Below are 18,490 nucleotides of genomic sequence, written 5' to 3' on the forward strand. Positions count from 1 at the left end.
CGCGATGCGGGGCGGGGGACCGGCTGGTGTGCTGGTCGGGACCCCACCCCTGCGCGTACGGGAGCAGCACCATGGCCGTCATCGTCACCCTCGAGATCCCCGGCGGCACCCAGGAGCAGTACGAGCGCACCAACGACCGGATCACCCACGCGTCCTGGTTCCCGCCCCCGGGCTTCATCGCCCACGCGGCGGGACCCGACGGGACGGGCGGCTGGCGGGTGGTCGATCTCTGGGAGTCGGAGGAGGCGTTCCGGGCGTTCGTGGAGAAGGCGACGCCGATCTTCCAGGAGACGGGGATGCCCCCGGTCCTGCCGAGGATCGACCCGCTCACGAACGTCGTCGTGAAGTAGGCGCAGGAGCGGCCACCGTCCTCCGTCCCCCCCCCGTAATTCCGTTGCGGGCGGCCCGGCGCCGGAGGGACCCTGCACCGCATGACCTCCGATCTCTTCGCCGCCGACGGACGCCTGAAGGCGATCCCTCGCAAGCCCGCTCGTAGAGCGGCCCTCCTCGACCACCTCGCCGCGACGCTGTTCGAGCCGGGTCGCGTGTACGCCGAGCGCGAGGTCAACGAGGCGCTGAAGACGGTGCACGCGGACTTTCCGGCGCTGCGCCGCTATCTGGTGACCGGCGGGCAGCTCTCCCGGACCAAGGACGGCTCGGCCTACCGGCGACAGCCCGGCGCCCCCGCAGGAGCGACCCCCGCCGTCGCGTGACGGCCGCGGCCCTGGCCGGCCTGCTCGCCGGCTACGGCATCGCGATCCCGGTCGGCGCGGTCGGCGCGTACCTCGTCGCCGTCACCGCCCGCACCGGCTGGCGCACGGGCGCCGCCGCGGCCCTGGGCGTCGCCACCGCCGACGGCGTCTACGCCCTGCTGGCGGTCGCGGGCGGCTCGGCCCTCGTCCCGTACCTGACCCCGGTGATGACCCCGCTGCGCTGGGTCTCGGCGCTGGTCCTGGTGGTGCTGGCCGTCCGGGCGGCGTGGACGGCGGTACGGACCCACCGCTCCGGCGCCCTGGCCTCGCGCGACGACGGCACGACGACGCTGACCCCGGCCCGCGCGTACGTGACCTTCCTGGGCATCACGGTCCTCAACCCCATGACGGTGATCTACTTCGTCGCGCTGATCCTCGCGACGGGCCCGGCAGCCCCGTCGTCCCCCGTCGAACGCACCGCCTTCGTCCTCGCCGCCCTCCTCGCCTCCGCGAGCTGGCAACTGCTCCTGGCCACCGGCGGCAGCCTCCTCGGCCGCACCCTCACCGGCCCCCGGGGCCGGCTGGCGACGGCCCTGGCGTCGAGCACGCTGATCGTGGTGCTGGCGGTGCGGTTGGTGGGGTAGGGGCCTCGGCGCGGTCAGAGCGTGTCGAGCCGCAGCATCGGGATGCCCGGACGCACTTTGGCCACCGCGTCGAAGTCGTCGTCCACGTGGACGAGGGTCAACCGGTGCTGCGCCGCCGTCAGGGCGATCAGGATGTCCATCGGCGAGGGGCCGCGATGGTGCCCGATCCGGACCAGATCCCGCTGGATCGCGATGATCTCCGGCCAGGGGTCGTCCACGGCCGGGACCCAGCCGAAGGTCTGACTCAGCATCGTGAGGAACGGTTCGCAGTCGCGGTCGGAGCGCAGGCCGGGCATCAACTCGGCTTCCACGGGCGGGCACAGGGAGACCTGTCCCCGTGCCACCCGCTCCGGCCATGGCGAGCCGATCTGCCGGCGCAGGATGCGCCACACCGCCGAGGTGTCGGCGAGGTAGTTCATCGGCCGGACCGCTCCCGCTCCTCGAGGACGTCGAAGTCGAGGAAGTCCTCGGCGTTGTCCTGGAGCCACGTGAGCGCCCGCGCGCGGTCCTCCGCGCTGACCGCCGCCGCTATGGTCAGCGCCCGGTTGATGGTGTCCCGCTTGGTCTTGGTGCCGAGCTGCCGCTGGGCGAAGGCGAGCATCTCGTCGTCGATGTCGACCAGGGTCTTGGACATGAGCGGCCTCCTGCGAAGGGGTCTGTCCGGGCGGGGATCCGCGCCGGAGCCGGCCTGGATCCAGCCCTGGATATATCCAGGGCCAGCCAGTATATCTTCAGGCCCGTCCCGCCGGGCTTTCCCCGCCGACCTTCCCCTCCGCTTGACCCTCGTGCTACCCGAGACCCCACAGTCGTCCCGTGGACACGACGAAGCTGCTGCCGATCGGGCAGTTCGCACAGGCGGTCGGCCTGACGGTCACCGCGCTGCGGCACTACGACACGACCGGTGTGCTGCCGCCGGCGCACGTGGACCCGGACACCGGATACCGCTGGTACCGGCGGGACCAGGTGCGCACGGCGCAGCTGATCCGCGGGCTGCGGCAGGCGGAGGTGCCGGTCGAGCGGGTGCGGGAGCTGGTCGGGGCCGACGCGGTGGAGCTGGCGGCGGCGCTCGGGGCGCATCTCAGGGATGCCGAGCGGCGGCTGGAGCTCCAGCGGGCCGTCGTCCACAGCCTGTGGGAACGCATCTCCGAAGGAGTGGATATGGATCAGCACCGGGTCACCGTCCGGCAGAGCGACGCCGAACGCGTCCTCGTCCGTGCCGCGACCGTGGACGACCACGGTCTCGACACCTTTCTGCGCACCGCCTACCAGGAGCTCTACACCATCGCCGGGCGCGGCCCGCTGACCTTCACCGGGCCCGCGTTCGTCCGCTTCCACGGCCTGTGCGACGACGAGAACGCGACCCTGGTCGAGGCGTGCCTGCCGTTCTGGGCGGACGGCGCGCAGCCGGCCGAGGCGGACCTTCCGGAGGGGACGTACGTGAAGGACCTCCCGGAGAACTCCGCCGCCTGCGTGGAGGTCGCCGGCGAGGCCGCCGCGTTCCCCGCGATCCTCACCGCGTACGACTCCGCCGCCTCCTGGGTCACCGACCACGGCTTCGCCTTCGCGGGGCCGGTCCGGATGATCCACCGGCGGTGGGCCGGGGTCGTCGGGCATCCGGACAACCGGGTGGAGATCGCGTGGCCCTTCGAGGAGGCGGCGGGGGAAGGGGAAGGGGCGTCCCGCTAGCTCGTCGCCGGTTCGACGTTCTGCGTGTGGTGGAAGACGTTGTCCGGGTCGTAGGTCCGCTTCACGTCGGCCAGCCGGTCGTAGTGCCCGCGGTACGTGGCCCGGACGCGGGCCTCCGGTTCGTCGGCGCCCAGGAAGTTGACGTACGCGCCGCCCATCGAGTGCGGGTGCAGGGCGTCCCAGTAGCCGACGGTCCAGTCGCGGATGCGGTCCGCGTCGGAGGGCTCCGGGCTGATGCCGCCGATCACGCCGGACCAGACGGCGTCGCGGTAGGCCCAGGCGGTGTCCATGGCACCGGGGCGGTGGGCGGCGCCGTCGACCGGGTACAGGTGCATGGTGGAGAGCTCGGTCGGGAGGTTCTCCAGGAAGCTGCGGTGCACGTCGATCGCGCCGTCGGTGATGCGGTCGAAGAAGTCGCCGCGCCAGTACCACTGCAGGCCCTTCGGGATCAGGTCGTCGAACATCGACTGGAGGGCCGGGTAGGGGACCGGGGTCGCGAAGTGGAAGGCGGGCGGGGCCGCTTCGGCGACCCCGGCGAAGGTCCGGGTCAGTTCCTCCTCGTCCTGCGGGCCCGTGGAGCACCACACCACGCCGCACATCTTCCGCCCGTGGATCTCCTCCGGGAACGGCGGCCCGGGCGGCACCGCCAGGATCGCGAAGAAGCCGTTCAGCGTCTCGGGCGCGGCCGGCAGGAACTCCCGGTACCAGCGCAGCACCGCTCCGATGTGCTCCGGCTCCCACAGCGTGACCGCGAGGCCCACGGTGTCCACCGGATGCAGTCCGAACGTGAAGGAGGTGACCGCCCCGAAGTTCCCGCCGCCGCCGCGCAACGCCCAGTACAGGTCGGGGTGTTCCTCCGCCGACGCCGTCACGAACGAGCCGTCCGCCAGGACCACGTCGGCGGCGAGGAGGCTGTCGATCGTCAGCCCGTACGCGCGCGTCAGGTGCCCGTGGCCGCCGCCCAGGGTCAGTCCGCCGACCCCCGTCGTCGACATGATCCCGGCCGGGACGCCGAGCCCGAAGCCGTGCCCCTCGTGGTCGAGGTCGCCGAGCTGGGTCCCGCCGCCCACCCGGGCCGTCCGGGCCTCGGGATCCACCCGCACCCAGCGCATGGCCGACAGGTCGAGCAGCAGCGAACCGTCCACCAGGCACAGCCCGCCACCGCTGTGGCCGCCGCCGCGCACCGCCAGGTCCATGCCGCTCTCGCGGGCGTACCGCACCACCGCCCGAACGTCCGTCACGTCGGCGCACCGCGCGATCACGGCGGGCCGACGGTCGATCATCGCGTTGTAGATCGTGCGGGCCTCGTCGTACCCGGGGTCCTGCGGGCCGATCACCTCGCCGCGCAACGCCTCGCGCAGGGTCTCCACAGCCGTACCGCCCATGACCACTCCTTCAGGGCACCCCTGTCGGCCGGCCGCGCTACCCCTTCAGTCTCCCCCTCGGCGTGGCACCGCGCCTCCCGGGCCGCCGCCTCGGCATCCTTGCGCCATGAACGACAGCGAGGAAGCCGTTCGGACCTCCGCCCGCGGCTGGCTGACGCTCCAGCTGGCATCCCTGGGCTTCGTGGGGCTGTGCGGCGCCCTGAAGGCCGGCGGCGGGTCCGCTTCCCCGGCGCCCCGCGGCATCGAGGCGGTCGCGGGCGTCCTGGTCCTGCTCGCCCTGCTGCTCGCCGTCCTGGCGGTCTATCTCGTCGGCCGCACCGCCTGGCCGCACGCTGCGGGCCCCGACGACCCGGTCCGCGCCGCCCGACGCCTGCGCACCGGCCTCGTGCTCACCTTCGCCACCGTCCTGCTGACCGCCGTCGCCGCCACCAGCTCCTGGTGGCCGGCCCCGGACAAGGCCGCGCCTGCCCCGGACGCCCCGGCGGCCATGCAGGTGGAGGTCGGCACGTCGGGGGGCAGCCTGTGCGGCGAACTCGGGCGGGGCAGCGGCCCGTTGACCCTGGTCGTCGAGGGCCGCACGGTCGACGTCCCGCTCAGTGACGTGACGTCGGTGACGCCTGTCGCCGACTGCGGGAGCACATGACCGCCGCGACGGACCGCGAGGACAGCACGGACCAGCGCGACCGGTCCGACAGCAGCGAGCCGACGCTGAGGAACGAGCCGACCGAGCCGATCGAGAAGGCCGATCCGACGGATCCGACGGACATGAAGGACCCGACCGACCCGATCGACAGGAACGATCCCTTCGACCAGAGGGAGAGGAACGAGCTCTGTTCTTTGCTTCCCATGGTCCGATCGTACGAGCAAGGGGGCCGCCACGACGTGTGTCGTGACGGCCCCCTCGCTGCGGGCGGGACCCGGTTTACTTCAGGGCGGCGAGGGCCGCGTCGTAGTTCGGCTCCTCGGCGATCTCGTTGACGAGCTCCACGTGGAGGACCTTGTCGTTCTCGTCGAGGACGACGACGGCGCGGGCGGTCAGGCCGGCCAGCGGGCCGTCGGCGAGGTCCACGCCGTAGTTGGTGTGGAACTCGCGGCCACGGAGGGTGGAGAGGTTCTTCACGTTCTCCAGGCCCTCGGCGCCGCAGAAGCGGGCCTGGGCGAAGGGGAGGTCCGCGGAGATGCAGAGCACCACGGTGTTGTCGAGGCCGGACGCCACGCTGTTGAACTGGCGCACCGAGCTCGCGCAGGTCGGCGTGTCGACGCTCGGGAAGATGTTGAGGACCTTGCGCTGACCGGCGAAGTCCTTGAGCGAACGGTCCGCGAGGCCCTCGCCGACCAGGTTGAACTGCGGGGCGTCGCCGCCCACGGAGGGCAGGTCGCCGTTGACCTGTACGGGGTTGCCCTTGAGCGTGACCTGCGCCATGCCTGATCTCCTTCGACGGTAATGCGGGTGATGCGGACGACGTCCCGATCGTACTGCTCGTGGAATCCGCATCTCGCTGAATGGAACGTGCGAGGGTCGCCCCGCTGTTCCGGAGTCCGTGCCGCGTGCCGTCAGGAGCGCGCGTATCCGGCCAGGAAGAGGTCCACGCCCGAGGTGATCTGCCGGGTCAGCTCGGCCTCGTCGACGGCCGTACCCGGCGCGAAGGTGTGGACGAGCTGGGGCACGCCGACCGTCGTCGCCACGAGCTGCTGCACGGCGAGGTCGGGGTCGGGCACGTCCAGGACGCCGCGGGCGTCCAGCGCGGTGACCGCCTCGATCAGCGGGCCGTTGTACATGTCGTACGTGACCCGGTACCAGAGCTGTCCGAGCTGGGGGAAGCGGTCGATCTCGCCGATCACCAGGCGCCGCAGCGACATGATGTCCGGGCGCAGCAGCGTGCGGGCCCAGTCGGTCGCGAGCCGGACGAGCGCGGCGCGCAGGTCGGGGGCGTCGGCCAGGCTGGTGCCGGCGGGCTCCACGTCGGCGTAGGTCCGGGGCAGCACCCCGCCGATGACGGCGAGGAAGAGGCGTTCCTTGCTGCCGAAGTGCTTGTAGATGGTCGCCTTGGAGACGCCGGACCGCTGGGTGATCGCGTCCATGGACGCCGCCGAGTACCCCTCGGCCAGGAACTCCGTCAGCGCGGCGTCGATGATCGCCTGGCGCTTGCGGGCGGCGGCGGAGGCGGGGTCGGGGATGACCGGGATGCCGTACGCGTCGAGCACGGCGTGGAGTGCGTCTTCCGGGTCGGCGGGGGTCTTGGCGCCCATGCGGGGGTCCTTCGCGGGGTGGCGTGGCGGGGCGGGGGTCACCGCCAGTATAGGAAGTGCGTGAACTGAACCGTTCGGTACGGCAGGGGTCGGACCCGGCGGGCCCGGGCTCAGACGGCCGCCGCCAGCGCCGGGCCGATCGCCACGCCCGCCAGGAACGCCAGGTTGAACAGACCGATCCCCAGGCCCTGGCGCTCCTCCCCGAGCCCCCGGGTCGCGGCACCGGTCAGGACGCCCTGGCCGCCCGCCGTCGCGAGGGCGCTCAGGCCGGAGCCGAGCAGCACCGCCGGCGGCCACGGGGCGAGGGCCGCGAGCAGCAGTGCGGTCGTCGCACCGGCGGCCAGCAGGATCCGGGTCCTGCGCGTCCCGAGCCGGGGCGCCAGACGGATCAGGAGCCAGGACAGCAGGGCCCCGGTCAGGGCGGCGAGCGCGGCGACCGCGCCGGTCTGGACGGGGCTCCACCCGGTGAGCGCGGAGAAGCGGCGCGGGGCGCCGTACAGCAGCGCGAAGTTGACGGTGGAGAGCGCGAGCATGAGCCCGGCGGCGGCCAGGAAGCCCGGGGCGCGCAGCACGTCGAGGGGGCGCGCGCCGGTGGCCGGGCCGGTGCGCGGAGTCGCGGGGCCGGCCAGACGCAGGACCGGCAGCAGCACGAGGAGGCTCGACAGCGGCAGCACGAGCGCCGCCTGCCAGCCCGCCGCCCGGGCCACCGCCGCACCCGCGAAGAGGCCGAGCGTGCCGCCGAAGGCGCTGCCGATGGCGACGATCCCGGACGTACGGCCCGTGCCGTCCCGGCTCGCGAGCTGGAAGGCGGCGACCGTGACCCCGGCGGCCCCCACGGCCTCGACCGCCCGGCCGGCCACGGCGAGCGGCAGTGACCCGGCGACGAGGACCAGGGCCGCGCCCAGGACGAGGAGGACCCCGGAGGCCCGGACGGTCCCGCCGGGGCCGCGCCGCCCCGCCGTGGCGGAGAGCAGGGGCGTGCCGACCGCCATGCCGACGCCGAACACGGTCATCAGCCAGGCCGCCGACCCGGCGGAGACGCCGAGCTCCCGCGCGGCGTCGGGCAGCGCGAGGCTGGGCCCCGACACGCCCATCGAGGCGGGCGCGACGAAGAGGGCGGGGAGGAGGGCGCGCCGGAGGGTGACGGCCGCCCGGGCGGGTTCGCGCGCCGCCGGGACGGGCGTCGCCTTCACGGCCTTCGTCGTGGTCATGCCGGCATCCGTCCCATCAGTCCGTTCGCGAAGTCCTTCTCCGCCTGGCGGAGTTCTGCGGCCGTGTTCATCACGAAGGGGCCGCTGCGGGCGACGGGTTCGCCGATCGGCTCGCCCGCGAGGACCAGCACCTCGGCCGCCGCGTCCGGGGCCTCGACGGTGAAGTGTTCGCCGTCCCGGTCGAGCACGGCGAGGTGCCCGTCGGCGAGGGCCTCGCCGCTGACGACGGCGTCGCCGGTGAGCGCGTACACCATCGCGTTGTGCCCGGCGGGTGCGGTGAACTCGGCGCGGCCGCCCGCCGCGAGGCGCGCGTGGACGACGAGGACCGGGGTGTGGGTGCCGAACGGCCCGGTCACGCCGTGGCTGCTGCCGGCGAGGACGGTGAGCTCGGCGCCGTCGGGGGTGGTGACGGGCGGCAGGTCGGCGGCCTCGGCGTTCTGGCTGCGGGGCGGCAGCGACTTGAGGCGGGCCGGGAGGTTCACCCAGATCTGCAGCATGTGCTGGCGCCCGCCCGCGGCGAGGAACTCCTCGGTGGGCAGCGCCTCGTGGACGATCCCGGACCCGGCGGTGAGCCACTGCACCCCGCCGCCCCGGACGACGGCGCGGTGGCCGCGCGAGTCGGCGTTGGCGATGTCGCCGTCGAGGACGTACTGGATCGTCTCGAAGCCGCGGTGGGGGTGCGGGGGTGCGCCCTTGGCCGCTCCGGGGGCGAGGTCGATCGGACCGACCTGGTCGACCATCAGGAAGGGGTCCACGAAGGGGAGTTCGGCAGTGGGGAAGGGCCGGCGCACGGGGAAGCCGGCGCCCTCGTGGGTGTGGAAGGGGCGGGCGATGCGGGTGACGGTGCGCTCGGTGGTGGTCATGGCAGGACTGAACTACACCATTCAGTTCACTGTCAAGACTGAACGGTTCGGTTGACGAAGTGAACCGATCGGTTTAGCTTCGGTCCATGACCACGACGACACGGATCACCGCCACCTACGTCGGCACCGCCACCGTCCTCCTCCGCATCGGCGGCCTCACCCTCCTGACCGACCCGGCCTTCGACCCGGCGCCCGCCGACTACCCCGCCGCCCGCCCGCTCCACCGCACGACGGGCCCCGCCCTCGGTGCCGACCGGCTGCCGCCCGTCGACCTGGTGCTGCTCTCCCACGACCAGCACGCCGACAACCTCGACCACACCGGCCGCGAGGTCCTCGCCCGCGCGGCCCGGACCCTCACCACCCCCGAGGGCGCCGCGCGCCTCGGCGGCCGGGCGGAGGGCCTGGCCCCCTGGGAGAGCCGCGAGGTCACCGCCGGCGGCACGCGCGTACGGATCACCGCGACCCCCGCCCGCCACGGCCCCGAGGGCACCGAGCAGGCCACCGGGCCCGTCACCGGCTTCGTCGTCGAGTACGACGGCGGCGCCCTCTACCTCTCCGGCGACACCGTCCGGCACGACGCGCTGACCGCGATCGGCGAACGCTTCGCCCTGGACACCGCCTTCCTCCACTTCGGCGACGCCCACTTCCCGTCCACCGGCGACCGCGCGTTCTCCCTCAGCGCCGCCGAGGGCGCGGCCTTCGCCCGGACCCTCGGCGCCCGCACGGTCGTCCCCCTCCACTTCGACTCCTGGGCGCACCTCGCCGAGGACCCCGCCGCCATCACCGCCGCCTTCGCCGCCGACCCCCTGCTCGCGGGGACCCTGCGCTGGCTGGAGCCGGGGGTGGCGGAGGAGCTGGCTTGACCGCGGCCGCGCGCCCGGCCGCGGGAACGCCGGAGGGCCGGACCGCTTCCGCGATCCGGCCCTCCGTCCTGCTCGGGGCCTCTGGGGCCCCCTCAGACCGCCCTCAGCCGCTGTACCAGCCGTTCAGGTCGGCGATGACCTGCACGCCGCCCGTGTGGTTGGTGAACGTGATGCGGCCGTCGACCACCGGGACGACCACCAGGTTGGAGATCGTCCGGCCCGCCGGGTAGTTGAGGTTCGACACCGCCGGGCGCGGCCTGCCGTGCGGGGACACGGTCAGGAAGCTGCCGGCCGTCGGGGCCGCCGCCGTCACGTTCAGGACGACCGCCGTGACGCCCTCGCTCGGGACGCCGGCCACGCCGGAGACCCGCATGCTCACCACACCACCGGGGCCGACGACCCCGGCCCGCGCGCCGAGACCGCTGCGGGTGTCGAGGAGCCGGACCGGCTCCGCTGCGGTGAAGGCGGCGCCCGTGGCGGAGAAGTACCCCGTCACGTCGGCGAGCAGGTCGACCGCGCCCGCGCTGTTGCGCAGCACCACCGAGCCGTTCACCACCGGCACGACCACCAGGTTGGGGAGGGTCTCCCCGGCCGAGTAGTTGATGTTCGACGCGGTCGGGACGGCCTGACCGTCGGGGTAGACGGTCACGAAGCCGTTCGACGTCGGGGCGACCGCGGTGACGTTCATGACGACCGCCGTGACCCCCGTGGCCGGGACGCCGTGGGCACCCGCGACCTTCAGCTTCACCGTGCCGCCCGCGCCGACCCGGGCCTTGGGGGCGCCGGTGCCGTCACGGGTGTCGAGGAAGCGGGTCGGGTCGATCGACGTCAGCGCCGAACCCGTGCCCTCCGCCGCCGTGTAGTAGCCCGCCACGTCGGCGACGACGTCCACCGAGCCCGCGCTGTTGCGCAGGTCCACGGTGCCGTTGTGGACGGCCACGGTCACCAGATTGGAGAGCGTGCGCGTCGCCGTGTAGTTGAGGCTGGACGCCGACGGGACCGGACGGCCGTCCGGGTAGACGGTGAGGAAGCCGTTCGACGTCGGGGCGACGGCGGTGACGTTCATGACGACCGCCGTGACACCCGTCGCCGGGACACCGTTCACCCCGGCGACCTTCAGCTTCACCGTGCCGCCCGCGCCGACCTTCGCCCGGGGCGCGCCCGTGCCGTACCGCGTGTCGAGGAAACGCTTCGGCGCGACCGGCACGAAGCGGCCCGGCGTCGTGGCCGCCGGGGCGTCCGTGATCGTGAACGCGTTCGGCAGGTAGCCGGGCGAGCGGGTGCCGGAGGTGAAGCCGCCGTCGCCGACGAGCAGGTCGTAGCGGCCCGGGGGCAGGTCACGGGTGCCGAGCAGGACCTTCAGCGAGCTCCCGTTCGGGCCCACGGACACGATCTGGTTCAGCCAGGTCTCGCCGGTCGTGGAGTCGTTGCGGAGCCGGACCTGCGTGCCGAGCGTCAGCCCGGTGCCGTACAGCTCCACCGGGTGCGAGGTGCCGGCGGCGCCGCTGGTGCTGCTCAGGCGCTCCACGTCGGCCTGCACCGGGTAGCTGCCGCAGCCCGACCTGCAGACGCCCTGCATCGTGAACTCGTACGGCGTCGGCGCCTTGCCCGGGGACACCACCAGCGCGTACTGCCCGGTGGGCGCGGAGTTCGTGGTGAGGCAGTTGAAGCGGAAGCCGGAGCCGTTGCACTGGTACGAGGAGTCCGTCGTCGCCCCGAAGGCGTTGCCGGCGAGCAGGCTGACGGCCGGGGTGGCCCCGTTCGTCCCGCTGTCGACGCCGTACACGTCGAAGGTCTGCTGCGGCTTCAGGTCGAGCACCGCGCAGTACGCCGTGGCCGACTCGGTCAGGACCGCGCTGCGCGGCGCGAAACCGGCCGGCGACACCTTGTTCGCCGTGCACTCGGGGGCCCAGCCGGCCGCCGTGCCGATCCGCCAGGTGTCCACGGAGGAGGCGATCGGTGTCTCGGCGTAACCGGAGGCCAGGGTGTAGACCAGGTACGAGGTGGAGCCGGTGACCCGGCAGGTGCCGGCGGTGCCGAAGGTGCGGCACTTGATGGTGCCGTCGGCGTCGACGACGCCCAGGACCGCGCCGGTCCGGTAGGCGGCGTCCGGCGTCCGCACGGACAGCCACAGCTTGTCCGCGGCCGCCGCCGTCACCCGCAGGCAGGTGCTGTCGAGGTCCCCGCGGAAGGTGTACGGGGTGGAGGGCCCGCCGACTGTCAGCGACTTCGGCGCCGCGCAGCGGGCGGTCGCGGAGAGGTCCCTGCGGACCAGCTTGTACGTGTCGTCGGCGCGGCCGTTGTTGCTGAGCAGCGCCGTGTACGGGGCGCCCGCCGTGAAGCGGCAGGTGGTCGTCGAGCCGCTGAGGGTGCCGCACACCTCGTTGCCGGCGGCGTCGTGGATGCGCAGCCAGGCGTTCACCTGGTTGCTGTCGTTGGTGTAGTCGAGCAGCTCGGCCGTGGAGTGCGCGCCGCCCGCGAGGGAGAGGCACGCGGTCTGCCCGGCGGCGAGCGTGGTCTCGGCACCCCACGTGTTGCCGAAGCCGGTCTGGGCCCACGGGACGCAGCCCGCGGCCTCGGCCGTGCGCTGGACGGCGACCTGGTAGTCACCGGCGGCCGACGCGGTCAGCACGGCGTGGAACGGCGCGGTGCCGGTCAGCTTGCAGACGCCCGGCGCGCTCTCGTTGGCGCACTGCGCGGCGCCCTTGGCGTCGTAGACCCGGATCGTCGGGTGGGCGGCGCCTTCGCCGGTCGCCCGGTCGAGGAAGTAGAGCCCGCGGCCCGAGGCCGTCGGCAGGCTCAGGCACAGCGCCTGGCCGGCGCCCGTGAAGGTGCCGGTGACCGGGCCCGAGGCGAAGCCGTCGTCCTTGACCGGCGTGCAGCCCTGCGCCTGCGCGGTCGCGAGGAACCAGAGGCCGTAGGCGTCCGTCGCGGTGATGCGGGCGGCGTCGCGGGCCCAGGTGTAGTCACCGGCGGTCAGCTGACAGGGCGTGGTGGGCTCCGGCGTGCAGACCGGGGTGCCGTCGGCCTTGTACAGGCGCCCGTCGAGCTCCTGGCTGACGGTGTCGAAGAGGTACGGACCGTCCGCCGGCACGTGCAGCGTCCGGCAGCGCTCGGTGCCGGTCACGTCCGGCACCGTGCCGTAGGCCTGCGGCCGGACGGTGGGGCAGCCGCTCGGGTGCGAGAGGCGCGCCGCCGTGAGCGTGAGGTCGGTGGCCGCCGTGTCGCGCTCGGCCGCCAGCAGGCGGTAGGGCGCGGCGCCGGTCAGCGTGCAGTCCACGTACTGGTTGCCGGCGATGCGCGTCGAGCAGATCTGGGCGCCCTCGGAGTCGTACACGGTCTGCGACGCGCGCCAGTCGCTGTGGAACAGGCGCAGCACCTCACCGGTGGCCGTCGGCAGCGCGAAGCAGGTGCCCGTCGAACCGGCCGCGAGGCTCGCGGCTTGGACGGCGGGCCGCCCGAGGGCGGTGTCGGCGTCCGTCACCGCGGTGCACGAGGCGTCCGAGAAGAGCGCCTTGTACGAGACGGAGAACCCGCCGCCGCTGCCCCAGGTGTCCCACGCGTTCAGCGTGTACGCGCCCGCCTGGGGGGCCGGGCAGCGGTGCGCGCCGGAGTAGTCGGGCCGGTCGCAGGTGACGGCGGAGCCGTCGGGGGCGGTCAGCGAGACGTTGACGTCGTGGCCCATGGTGCCCACGACCTGCGCGAACACGACGTCCTTCGCCCGCGGCACGTCGAGCGTGAAGCTGGTGGCGTGGTTCTCGGGCCAGGCGGAACAGGTGTGGACGGTGTTCGGCGCGAGGGTCCCGGAACAGGTGTCCCCGAGGTCGCCCTCGGCGATCTGCGCCGCGGCGCTCTTCGGGGCGGCGGCCCTGGGAGCGGCGGTCTTCGGGGCGGCCGCCTTGGGCGTCGCCTTCGGTGCCGGTACGGGCGTCGCGGCGGCGGACGCGGTGGCCACCGGTCCCAGTACGGACGCGAGGACCGCGACGATCAGCGCGAGGAGCGCGAGGACGCGCGGTGGGCCTGCCGGTCTTCTCCCGGCATGGGTGGAGTGCAAGAGGGTCCCCCCGGACGCATGCATGACTGCTGAGGATGAACGAGGAACGGAAGCGAAGCGGTTCGGAAACGAGCGACGCCGTCCGGAACAGGCCGAGTCTATTGACGGGTCGCGCGCACCGACCGCCAGGTCCGCAGTCCGTCGGCGTCCACACCCGCCTCGGTGAAACCGAGACGGGCGGCGACGGCGCCGCTGGAGTGGTTGGCGGCGTCGTGCAGGATCAGCAGCTCGTCGACGCCGGGGAGCCGGAAGCCCTCCTGGACCATGGCCGCCGCGGCCCGGGTGGCGATGCCGCGCCCGGTGGCGGCGGGATGCAGCCAGTACCCGATCTCGTAGGCGCCCTCGGGGGTGTCCTCGTGCCGGAAGAGCCCGCAGGTCCCGACGAGCCTCCCGTCCACGGCCACGGCGTACGAGAACTCCTCGCCCGCCTCCCACAGTTCCGCCCGCCCGGCGAGGAACCCGGCCGTCCGGTCCCGCGAGTGCTCGGCCGCCCACGGCATCCAGGGGCGCAGGTGCTCCAGCGACTCGTCGATGACCCGCACCCACGTGTCGAGGTCGGCCCCGGGGTCGAACGGCCGGAGGACCAGGTCGTCGTCGATGCGGATCAGGGCGGCGGGGGCGGGCGTCGGTGCGGGTGTCGTGGGAGCGGGGGTGACTGCGGGCTGCGGGAGTTCCATACGAGGAGGCTCGTGCCCGAGTGGCCGTGCGGGCAAGGTGATTTCGGCGTCCCGCGACCGGACCCGCGTGCCGGCCCGCGCGGGGGAGGCGGATCATCCCCGCGCATGACCTCCCGGCGCCGGGGCGCGGCCAGCATGGAGCCATGGCGATCAGGATCTCGACGGACGACGCGGGGCGCCGCGCTCCGCGCCCGGCACTCCTCCCTCGGCCGGGCGCGTGGCCGGGGATCGCCGCCGCGGTGTGGGGGCTCCTGTTCGCCGTGCCCAGTCTCGTGTGGGCGGCGGGGTCCTCGCTCGGCGCGCGGACGACCGTGGCACCGTCCCTGGTGGAGCTGGCCGAGGACCGGGTGGCGTGGTTCGTGGCCGTGTTGTGGCTGACCGGTCTCCTGAAGATCCTCGGCGCCGTCATCGGCATCGGCCTGACCCGGCGGCGCGGCCGGTGGACCGGCCGTCTCCTGGCGCTCTGCGGCGCCGGTGCGGGGGTGCTGCTCGTCTGGCACGGCGCCGTCTTCGTCGTCCACGGGGTGCTGGTCGAGACCGGCGCCCGCCCCGTCGCGCCCGACCTGGCCGGGCTGACCCGCTGGTACCTCTGCCTGTGGGGCCCGTGGTTCGTCGCCGGTGGGCTGGCCTTCGCCGTCGCCACCCTGCGGTACGTCCGCCGCCTGGACGCGGACGCCGGGGCCCGCCGCCTCGCTGCCGTGGGGGCGCTGGGCGCGGCGCTCCTGTCCCTGGTGTCGACGGTCACGGGGATCGGCTGATCCCCGTCCCGGGCCGGGCGTCAGCGCACGACGTCGAAGACCTGCTTCTGCAGCCCGTTCGCGTACGCCTCGTGCTCGACCAGCTTCAGCTTCTGCACGTCCTTGTCCGTGGTGCTGAACAGGCGCTTGCCCGCGCCGAGCAGCAGCGGGAAGACCAGGAGGTGGTAGCGGTCGATCAGGCCGGCGTCCGACAGGGCCTGGTTCAGGGAGGCGCTGCCGTGGACGATGATCGGGCCGCCCTCGGTCTCCTTCAGCGCGGCGACCTCGTCGAGGGTGCGCAGGATCGTCGTCTCGCCCCAGTTCGACACCAGCTCGTCCTCGGTGAGCGTCGTCGACACGACGTACTTCGGCATCACCTTGTAGTCGGCGAACTCCGCCATGTCCGGCCACACGCCGCTGAACGCCTCGTAGCTGGTCCGCCCCAGCAGCATCGCCGAGGCCTCCTTCTGCTCCCGGTCCTTGATCTCGAACGCCTCGGGCAGGAACTCCGAGTGCTTGAACGTCCAGCCCGAGTTCCGGTACCCGGGCTCGCCCCCGGGGGCCTCCACGACGCCGTCGAGGGAGATGAAGGCGGTGCTGATGAGAGTGCGCATGGCCGGGTTCCTCCGTGTGTCGTTGCCAGTCGTGAGTGTTGACCGGGGACCAGGGAGAAACTAATCGGTCGGCGAGGACTTATTTGATCGACGCGACGAAGGGCGTCCAGGCGGCGGCCGGGACGACGAGGACGGGCCCGTCGGGGCGCTTGGAGTCGCGGACGGGGACGAGGCCGGGGGTGTCGTCGCGGACTTCGACACACTCGCCGCCGTCCCCGTTGCTGTAGCTGCTCTTACGCCAGACGGCGAAGCTCTCGGCCACTTCGAGGCAGTCGCCGCCGTCCCCGTTGCTGTGGCTGCTCTTGCGCCAGACGGCGGCGGTCAGATCAAGGGCGTTGCTGGCCATGTCGGTAGTCCTCAGCCGCTTCTTCGATCAGGGCGAGGGACACCTCCGGCGGCGAGGCGGCGGCCCTCAACTGATCGTATGCCTTGCGGTACTGCTTCACGAGGGCCGGATCGTCGACTGTCTGACCGTGGTACGGCCCCTCCGTGTACATGAGCGGAGGCTCGTCGTCGAACTCCATGAACTTGAACGGCAGGGCCATGAACGGTCGGGTGGGTGCGTTCCACGGCAGGATCTGGAGAACGACACGACCCTGCCGTACGAGGGTGGCGATGTGGTCGAGCTGCTCGGCCATGTCCACAGCCGGGATCGTGGGGTTGCGCACCAGTGACTCGTGGAGGATGACCCAGTACTCGGGCTTCTTCGGCTCCTCGAAGAGCATTGCCCGCTTGAGTCGGGCGTCGATCTTGGCCTGCACCTCGTCCGGGGTGTGCAGCGGATGCGTCGAGCGGATGACGGCCTTCGCGTACGTGGCGGTCTGGAGCAGGCCAGGGATGAGGACGTTGCACCACTCCTCGATCACCAGCGCCCGCTTCTCCGCCTCAGCGATCGCCGCGAAGTAGGCCGCATGCGCTCCCTGCTTCGCCTTGCGTACGTCCTCGCACCGCCGCGCGAAGAACCCGTCCGTCCGGAGCACCCGGTCCACGTGCTGGGCCAGGTCGCGCGGCATGCGGCGCTTGCCGTGCTCGATCTCGCTCAGGTAGGTCACTCCGAAGAAACTGCCCTCGACCAAGCCCTCCAGCGTCAGGCCCGCCTCCTCCCTCTTGAAGCGGAGCTCTTTCCCGTAGAACTGCGGGACGCTCGCCGAGCCGTCGATCTCCTTGCGCGCAGCCACTGTTGACCGCCTTTCGCACCTTGCGTCGTGGAGCGGGAAACCCTTCCACGGTAGGGCTCGGCGCGGCAGCGTGTGAGGGGTTCGTCACGGCACGCAACGAAAGGTGGAACCCGCATGACCGACGACATCAGGCCCGACGTCGAGGCCCTCCGTACCGCTCTCGCAGCTCACGGGGTCCTCCTGCCCTCTCTGGGGGTGGATCCGGTGACGCTCGCGGGGCGGACGGTCCGGCCCCCGCTCGTCGCGCTGGGCAACTGCAACGTGGCGATGGCACGCCGGCTGACCGAGGCGCTGCGGAAGGCGGCCGGCGGGTGACGCTGCCGTTCGCGGTCGAGCTGATCGCGGTCCCGGAGGCGGTGCCGGAGGTGCGCCGGATAGTGGAGGGGGACGATCTGCGGCTCTGCGTGAGCGAGTTGCTGACGAACGTCATCGTGCACGTGGGGGAGGGGACTCCGGTCACCGTGCGGGTGGAGGCGACGCGGGAGGGGCGGACGCGGCTCGCGGTGACGGATCCGGATCCGCGGGTGTGGCCCGTCCTGCGGGAGGCCGTCGACGGGGCCGAGTCGGGGCGGGGGCTCGGGATCGTGGAGGCGGTGGCGCTGCGCTGGGGCGTGGAGCAGGGGCCGTACGGGAAGACGGTGTGGTGCGAGCTGTCCGGTACGGGCCCGAGGGCGGGGCTGGGGCCCCCGGAGCGGCCCCCACGCCGGCGTCCGGTCGGCGGGTGAGGGTGCCGTTCGGGCCGGCGCGGGCGCCTTCAGATGCTGCGGGCCGTGATGTCGCCGTACGCGGTGGTGGCGCGGATCCGCAGCTCGGCGTCGGTGCCCGCGGTGTTGGCGAGGGCGTTGCTGACGCGGCCGTAGCCGGTGCCGGCGTCGAGGGTGGCGGAGGCGCCGCGGGCGGCGGTGACCTCGATGTCGCCCTTCTCGGTGCGGAGTTCGACGGCGCCGCGCACGGCGCCGGTGACCTTGATGTCGCCGCGCATGGTGCGGATCTCGGCGGGCCCGTTGAGGCGGCCGACCGTGATGCCGCCGTCCTGGACGCTGATGCGGGCGCTCGCGGCCTCGTCCAGCTTGGCCTGGCCCTGGGCGGCCTCGAAGACGACGTCGCCGAGGCGTCCGACGCCCCGCAGCTCACCGGCGGCGGCCTTGGCCTCCACGCGGGAGCCGGCCGGCAGCTGGACGGTCACCTCGACGGCGCCGGAGTTGCCGAAGAGCTTGTTCTCCGGCTCGGGGGCCTGGATCCGCAGGACGCCGTCGGTGAAGGCGACCTGGACGCGCTCGGCGGCCTTCACGTCGCGGCCCTTGGTGGGGTTCGCGGGGCGGACGTCGACGGTGGCGTCCTGGCGGTCGGCGGCGATCAGCTGGACGCGGCCGGCGGGGATGTCGAGGACGGCGGTGATCGGGGCGGTGGTGGCGAAGTTCTGCATGGTTCCTGCTCCTCTGGAGTGGCGTTCCCGGTGTCTTTCTGACATGAGAAACGCTACGTTGCGTTCGAGGAGTGCGCAACAAGAACGTTGCGTGATGTGAGTATCTATGCAGCTCAGAGCGTTGAAATCGTTGCAACGGGCGTGGCGGTAACGCAACACCCCGCCCGCTCGGCGTTGCAATGATCGACGAGTGAACGCTCTGTCGGAGGT

General features: G+C 73.1%; 23 protein-coding genes. 9 read left to right on the forward strand and 14 right to left on the reverse strand.

Features of this window, described 5'->3' with window-relative positions:
• The first annotated feature begins 71 nt into the window (after positions 1-71).
• From OG309_RS20405 to OG309_RS20415, 3 genes are all read left to right on the forward strand, one after another.
• Positions 72-350, forward strand: a complete 279-nt coding sequence (locus OG309_RS20405; RefSeq protein WP_329422819.1) for an antibiotic biosynthesis monooxygenase family protein — start codon at positions 72-74, stop codon at positions 348-350.
• 81 nt (positions 351-431) lie between these two features.
• Positions 432-713: a DUF2087 domain-containing protein gene (locus tag OG309_RS20410; RefSeq protein WP_329422820.1), complete on the forward strand. Its 282-nt coding sequence runs from the start codon at positions 432-434 to the stop codon at positions 711-713.
• Positions 710-1,336, forward strand: coding sequence for a LysE/ArgO family amino acid transporter (locus OG309_RS20415; RefSeq protein WP_329422822.1), 627 nt, complete (start codon positions 710-712; stop codon positions 1,334-1,336). The genes OG309_RS20410 and OG309_RS20415 overlap by 4 nt, the downstream gene beginning before the upstream one ends.
• Positions 1,337-1,350: 14 nt before the next feature.
• On the opposite strand, the gene OG309_RS20420 is transcribed toward OG309_RS20415, so the two are convergent.
• Together OG309_RS20420 and OG309_RS20425 are read right to left on the reverse strand one after the other, a co-directional pair.
• Complete coding sequence (locus OG309_RS20420; RefSeq protein WP_329422823.1) at positions 1,351-1,755, reverse strand: PIN domain-containing protein; 405 nt, start codon at positions 1,753-1,755, stop codon at positions 1,351-1,353.
• A complete protein-coding gene (locus OG309_RS20425; RefSeq protein ID WP_329422824.1) occupies positions 1,752-1,970 on the reverse strand; it encodes a type II toxin-antitoxin system VapB family antitoxin in 219 nt (72 codons plus the stop codon). The genes OG309_RS20420 and OG309_RS20425 overlap by 4 nt, the downstream gene beginning before the upstream one ends.
• 179 nt (positions 1,971-2,149) lie before the next feature.
• Between OG309_RS20425 and OG309_RS20430 the strand changes: the two genes are divergently transcribed.
• Positions 2,150-3,022, forward strand: a complete 873-nt coding sequence (locus OG309_RS20430; RefSeq protein ID WP_329422826.1) for a MerR family transcriptional regulator — start codon at positions 2,150-2,152, stop codon at positions 3,020-3,022.
• Here the strand turns inward: OG309_RS20430 and OG309_RS20435 are convergent.
• Positions 3,019-4,407: an FAD-binding oxidoreductase gene (locus OG309_RS20435; protein WP_329422827.1), complete on the reverse strand. Its 1,389-nt coding sequence runs from the start codon at positions 4,405-4,407 to the stop codon at positions 3,019-3,021. The two genes, OG309_RS20430 and OG309_RS20435, sit on opposite strands and share 4 nt — an antisense overlap.
• Positions 4,408-4,513: 106 nt before the next feature.
• Here OG309_RS20435 and OG309_RS20440 point away from each other — a divergent pair, with 106 nt between their 5' ends.
• The gene (locus tag OG309_RS20440) at positions 4,514-5,050 is read left to right on the forward strand and encodes a hypothetical protein (protein ID WP_329422828.1); all 537 of its coding nucleotides are present in this window, start codon (positions 4,514-4,516) and stop codon (positions 5,048-5,050) included.
• Here the strand turns inward: OG309_RS20440 and OG309_RS20445 are convergent.
• The 5 genes from OG309_RS20445 to OG309_RS20465 all read right to left on the reverse strand — a co-directional run bounded on the left by OG309_RS20445 (position 5,001) and on the right by OG309_RS20465 (position 8,731).
• The gene (locus tag OG309_RS20445) at positions 5,001-5,255 is read right to left on the reverse strand and encodes a hypothetical protein (RefSeq protein ID WP_329422829.1); all 255 of its coding nucleotides are present in this window, start codon (positions 5,253-5,255) and stop codon (positions 5,001-5,003) included. The two genes, OG309_RS20440 and OG309_RS20445, sit on opposite strands and share 50 nt — an antisense overlap.
• A 74-nt stretch (positions 5,256-5,329) precedes the next feature.
• Complete coding sequence (gene tpx / locus OG309_RS20450; protein WP_329422830.1) at positions 5,330-5,830, reverse strand: thiol peroxidase; 501 nt, start codon at positions 5,828-5,830, stop codon at positions 5,330-5,332.
• Positions 5,831-5,961: 131 nt separating this feature from the next.
• Positions 5,962-6,657 (reverse strand): TetR/AcrR family transcriptional regulator, encoded by a 696-nt coding sequence (locus OG309_RS20455; protein WP_329422831.1) that lies wholly within the window; start codon positions 6,655-6,657, stop codon positions 5,962-5,964.
• Positions 6,658-6,767: 110 nt separating this feature from the next.
• Complete coding sequence (locus OG309_RS20460) at positions 6,768-7,868, reverse strand: MFS transporter (RefSeq protein ID WP_329422832.1); 1,101 nt, start codon at positions 7,866-7,868, stop codon at positions 6,768-6,770.
• A complete protein-coding gene (locus OG309_RS20465; protein ID WP_329422833.1) occupies positions 7,865-8,731 on the reverse strand; it encodes a pirin family protein in 867 nt (288 codons plus the stop codon). Before OG309_RS20465 ends, OG309_RS20460 begins: the two co-directional genes overlap by 4 nt.
• 86 nt (positions 8,732-8,817) lie before the next feature.
• Between OG309_RS20465 and OG309_RS20470 the strand changes: the two genes are divergently transcribed.
• On the forward strand, positions 8,818-9,594 hold the full coding sequence (locus OG309_RS20470) for an MBL fold metallo-hydrolase (protein ID WP_329422834.1): 777 nt from the start codon (positions 8,818-8,820) through the stop codon (positions 9,592-9,594).
• Positions 9,595-9,697: 103 nt separating this feature from the next.
• On the opposite strand, the gene OG309_RS20475 is transcribed toward OG309_RS20470, so the two are convergent.
• Together OG309_RS20475 and OG309_RS20480 are read right to left on the reverse strand one after the other, a co-directional pair.
• On the reverse strand, positions 9,698-13,648 hold the full coding sequence (locus OG309_RS20475; protein ID WP_329422835.1) for a hypothetical protein: 3,951 nt from the start codon (positions 13,646-13,648) through the stop codon (positions 9,698-9,700).
• Positions 13,649-13,746: 98 nt separating this feature from the next.
• Positions 13,747-14,325: a GNAT family N-acetyltransferase gene (locus OG309_RS20480; RefSeq protein WP_329422837.1), complete on the reverse strand. Its 579-nt coding sequence runs from the start codon at positions 14,323-14,325 to the stop codon at positions 13,747-13,749.
• A gap of 143 nt (positions 14,326-14,468) precedes the next feature.
• Here OG309_RS20480 and OG309_RS20485 point away from each other — a divergent pair, with 143 nt between their 5' ends.
• A complete protein-coding gene (locus tag OG309_RS20485) occupies positions 14,469-15,083 on the forward strand; it encodes a DUF3995 domain-containing protein (RefSeq protein WP_329422839.1) in 615 nt (204 codons plus the stop codon).
• Positions 15,084-15,103: 20 nt separating this feature from the next.
• On the opposite strand, the gene OG309_RS20490 is transcribed toward OG309_RS20485, so the two are convergent.
• The 3 genes from OG309_RS20490 to OG309_RS20500 form a co-directional block, all read right to left on the reverse strand.
• On the reverse strand, positions 15,104-15,676 hold the full coding sequence (locus OG309_RS20490; protein ID WP_329422840.1) for a dihydrofolate reductase family protein: 573 nt from the start codon (positions 15,674-15,676) through the stop codon (positions 15,104-15,106).
• Positions 15,677-15,755: 79 nt separating this feature from the next.
• Positions 15,756-16,022 (reverse strand): DUF397 domain-containing protein, encoded by a 267-nt coding sequence (locus OG309_RS20495; RefSeq protein ID WP_329422842.1) that lies wholly within the window; start codon positions 16,020-16,022, stop codon positions 15,756-15,758.
• Positions 16,003-16,854: a helix-turn-helix domain-containing protein gene (locus tag OG309_RS20500; protein WP_329422843.1), complete on the reverse strand. Its 852-nt coding sequence runs from the start codon at positions 16,852-16,854 to the stop codon at positions 16,003-16,005. Before OG309_RS20500 ends, OG309_RS20495 begins: the two co-directional genes overlap by 20 nt.
• Positions 16,855-16,968: 114 nt before the next feature.
• Here OG309_RS20500 and OG309_RS20505 point away from each other — a divergent pair, with 114 nt between their 5' ends.
• Positions 16,969-17,169 carry a hypothetical protein gene (locus tag OG309_RS20505; protein ID WP_329422844.1) on the forward strand — a complete coding sequence of 67 codons (201 nt, stop codon included), beginning with the start codon at positions 16,969-16,971 and terminating at the stop codon, positions 17,167-17,169.
• Complete coding sequence (locus OG309_RS20510; protein ID WP_329422845.1) at positions 17,166-17,579, forward strand: ATP-binding protein; 414 nt, start codon at positions 17,166-17,168, stop codon at positions 17,577-17,579. Before OG309_RS20505 ends, OG309_RS20510 begins: the two co-directional genes overlap by 4 nt.
• Positions 17,580-17,608: 29 nt before the next feature.
• On the opposite strand, the gene OG309_RS20515 is transcribed toward OG309_RS20510, so the two are convergent.
• Positions 17,609-18,280: a DUF4097 family beta strand repeat-containing protein gene (locus tag OG309_RS20515; protein WP_329422847.1), complete on the reverse strand. Its 672-nt coding sequence runs from the start codon at positions 18,278-18,280 to the stop codon at positions 17,609-17,611.
• Between the last annotated feature and the right edge of the window lie 210 nt (positions 18,281-18,490).

The organism is Streptomyces sp. NBC_01268 (assembly GCF_036240795.1).
Classification (GTDB): Bacteria; Actinomycetota; Actinomycetes; order Streptomycetales; family Streptomycetaceae; genus Streptomyces.

What these genes read in the sequence shown, in the direction of transcription:
- OG309_RS20485 (WP_329422839.1), top strand. Translation starts at nt 14,469, where the DNA reads ATGGCGATCAGGATCTCGACGGACGACGCGGGGCGCCGCGCTCCGCGC.
- OG309_RS20435 (WP_329422827.1), bottom strand. Translation starts at nt 4,407, where the DNA reads ATGGGCGGTACGGCTGTGGAGACCCTGCGCGAGGCGTTGCGCGGCGAG.
- OG309_RS20405 (WP_329422819.1), top strand. Translation starts at nt 72, where the DNA reads ATGGCCGTCATCGTCACCCTCGAGATCCCCGGCGGCACCCAGGAGCAG.
- OG309_RS20480 (WP_329422837.1), bottom strand. Translation starts at nt 14,325, where the DNA reads ATGGAACTCCCGCAGCCCGCAGTCACCCCCGCTCCCACGACACCCGCA.
- OG309_RS20460 (WP_329422832.1), bottom strand. Translation starts at nt 7,868, where the DNA reads ATGACCACGACGAAGGCCGTGAAGGCGACGCCCGTCCCGGCGGCGCGC.
- tpx (WP_329422830.1), bottom strand. Translation starts at nt 5,830, where the DNA reads ATGGCGCAGGTCACGCTCAAGGGCAACCCCGTACAGGTCAACGGCGAC.
- OG309_RS20410 (WP_329422820.1), top strand. Translation starts at nt 432, where the DNA reads ATGACCTCCGATCTCTTCGCCGCCGACGGACGCCTGAAGGCGATCCCT.
- OG309_RS20440 (WP_329422828.1), top strand. Translation starts at nt 4,514, where the DNA reads ATGAACGACAGCGAGGAAGCCGTTCGGACCTCCGCCCGCGGCTGGCTG.
- OG309_RS20505 (WP_329422844.1), top strand. Translation starts at nt 16,969, where the DNA reads ATGACCGACGACATCAGGCCCGACGTCGAGGCCCTCCGTACCGCTCTC.
- OG309_RS20425 (WP_329422824.1), bottom strand. Translation starts at nt 1,970, where the DNA reads ATGTCCAAGACCCTGGTCGACATCGACGACGAGATGCTCGCCTTCGCC.
- OG309_RS20465 (WP_329422833.1), bottom strand. Translation starts at nt 8,731, where the DNA reads ATGACCACCACCGAGCGCACCGTCACCCGCATCGCCCGCCCCTTCCAC.
- OG309_RS20490 (WP_329422840.1), bottom strand. Translation starts at nt 15,676, where the DNA reads ATGCGCACTCTCATCAGCACCGCCTTCATCTCCCTCGACGGCGTCGTG.
- OG309_RS20455 (WP_329422831.1), bottom strand. Translation starts at nt 6,657, where the DNA reads ATGGGCGCCAAGACCCCCGCCGACCCGGAAGACGCACTCCACGCCGTG.
- OG309_RS20495 (WP_329422842.1), bottom strand. Translation starts at nt 16,022, where the DNA reads ATGGCCAGCAACGCCCTTGATCTGACCGCCGCCGTCTGGCGCAAGAGC.
- OG309_RS20515 (WP_329422847.1), bottom strand. Translation starts at nt 18,280, where the DNA reads ATGCAGAACTTCGCCACCACCGCCCCGATCACCGCCGTCCTCGACATC.
- OG309_RS20420 (WP_329422823.1), bottom strand. Translation starts at nt 1,755, where the DNA reads ATGAACTACCTCGCCGACACCTCGGCGGTGTGGCGCATCCTGCGCCGG.
- OG309_RS20470 (WP_329422834.1), top strand. Translation starts at nt 8,818, where the DNA reads ATGACCACGACGACACGGATCACCGCCACCTACGTCGGCACCGCCACC.
- OG309_RS20445 (WP_329422829.1), bottom strand. Translation starts at nt 5,255, where the DNA reads ATGGGAAGCAAAGAACAGAGCTCGTTCCTCTCCCTCTGGTCGAAGGGA.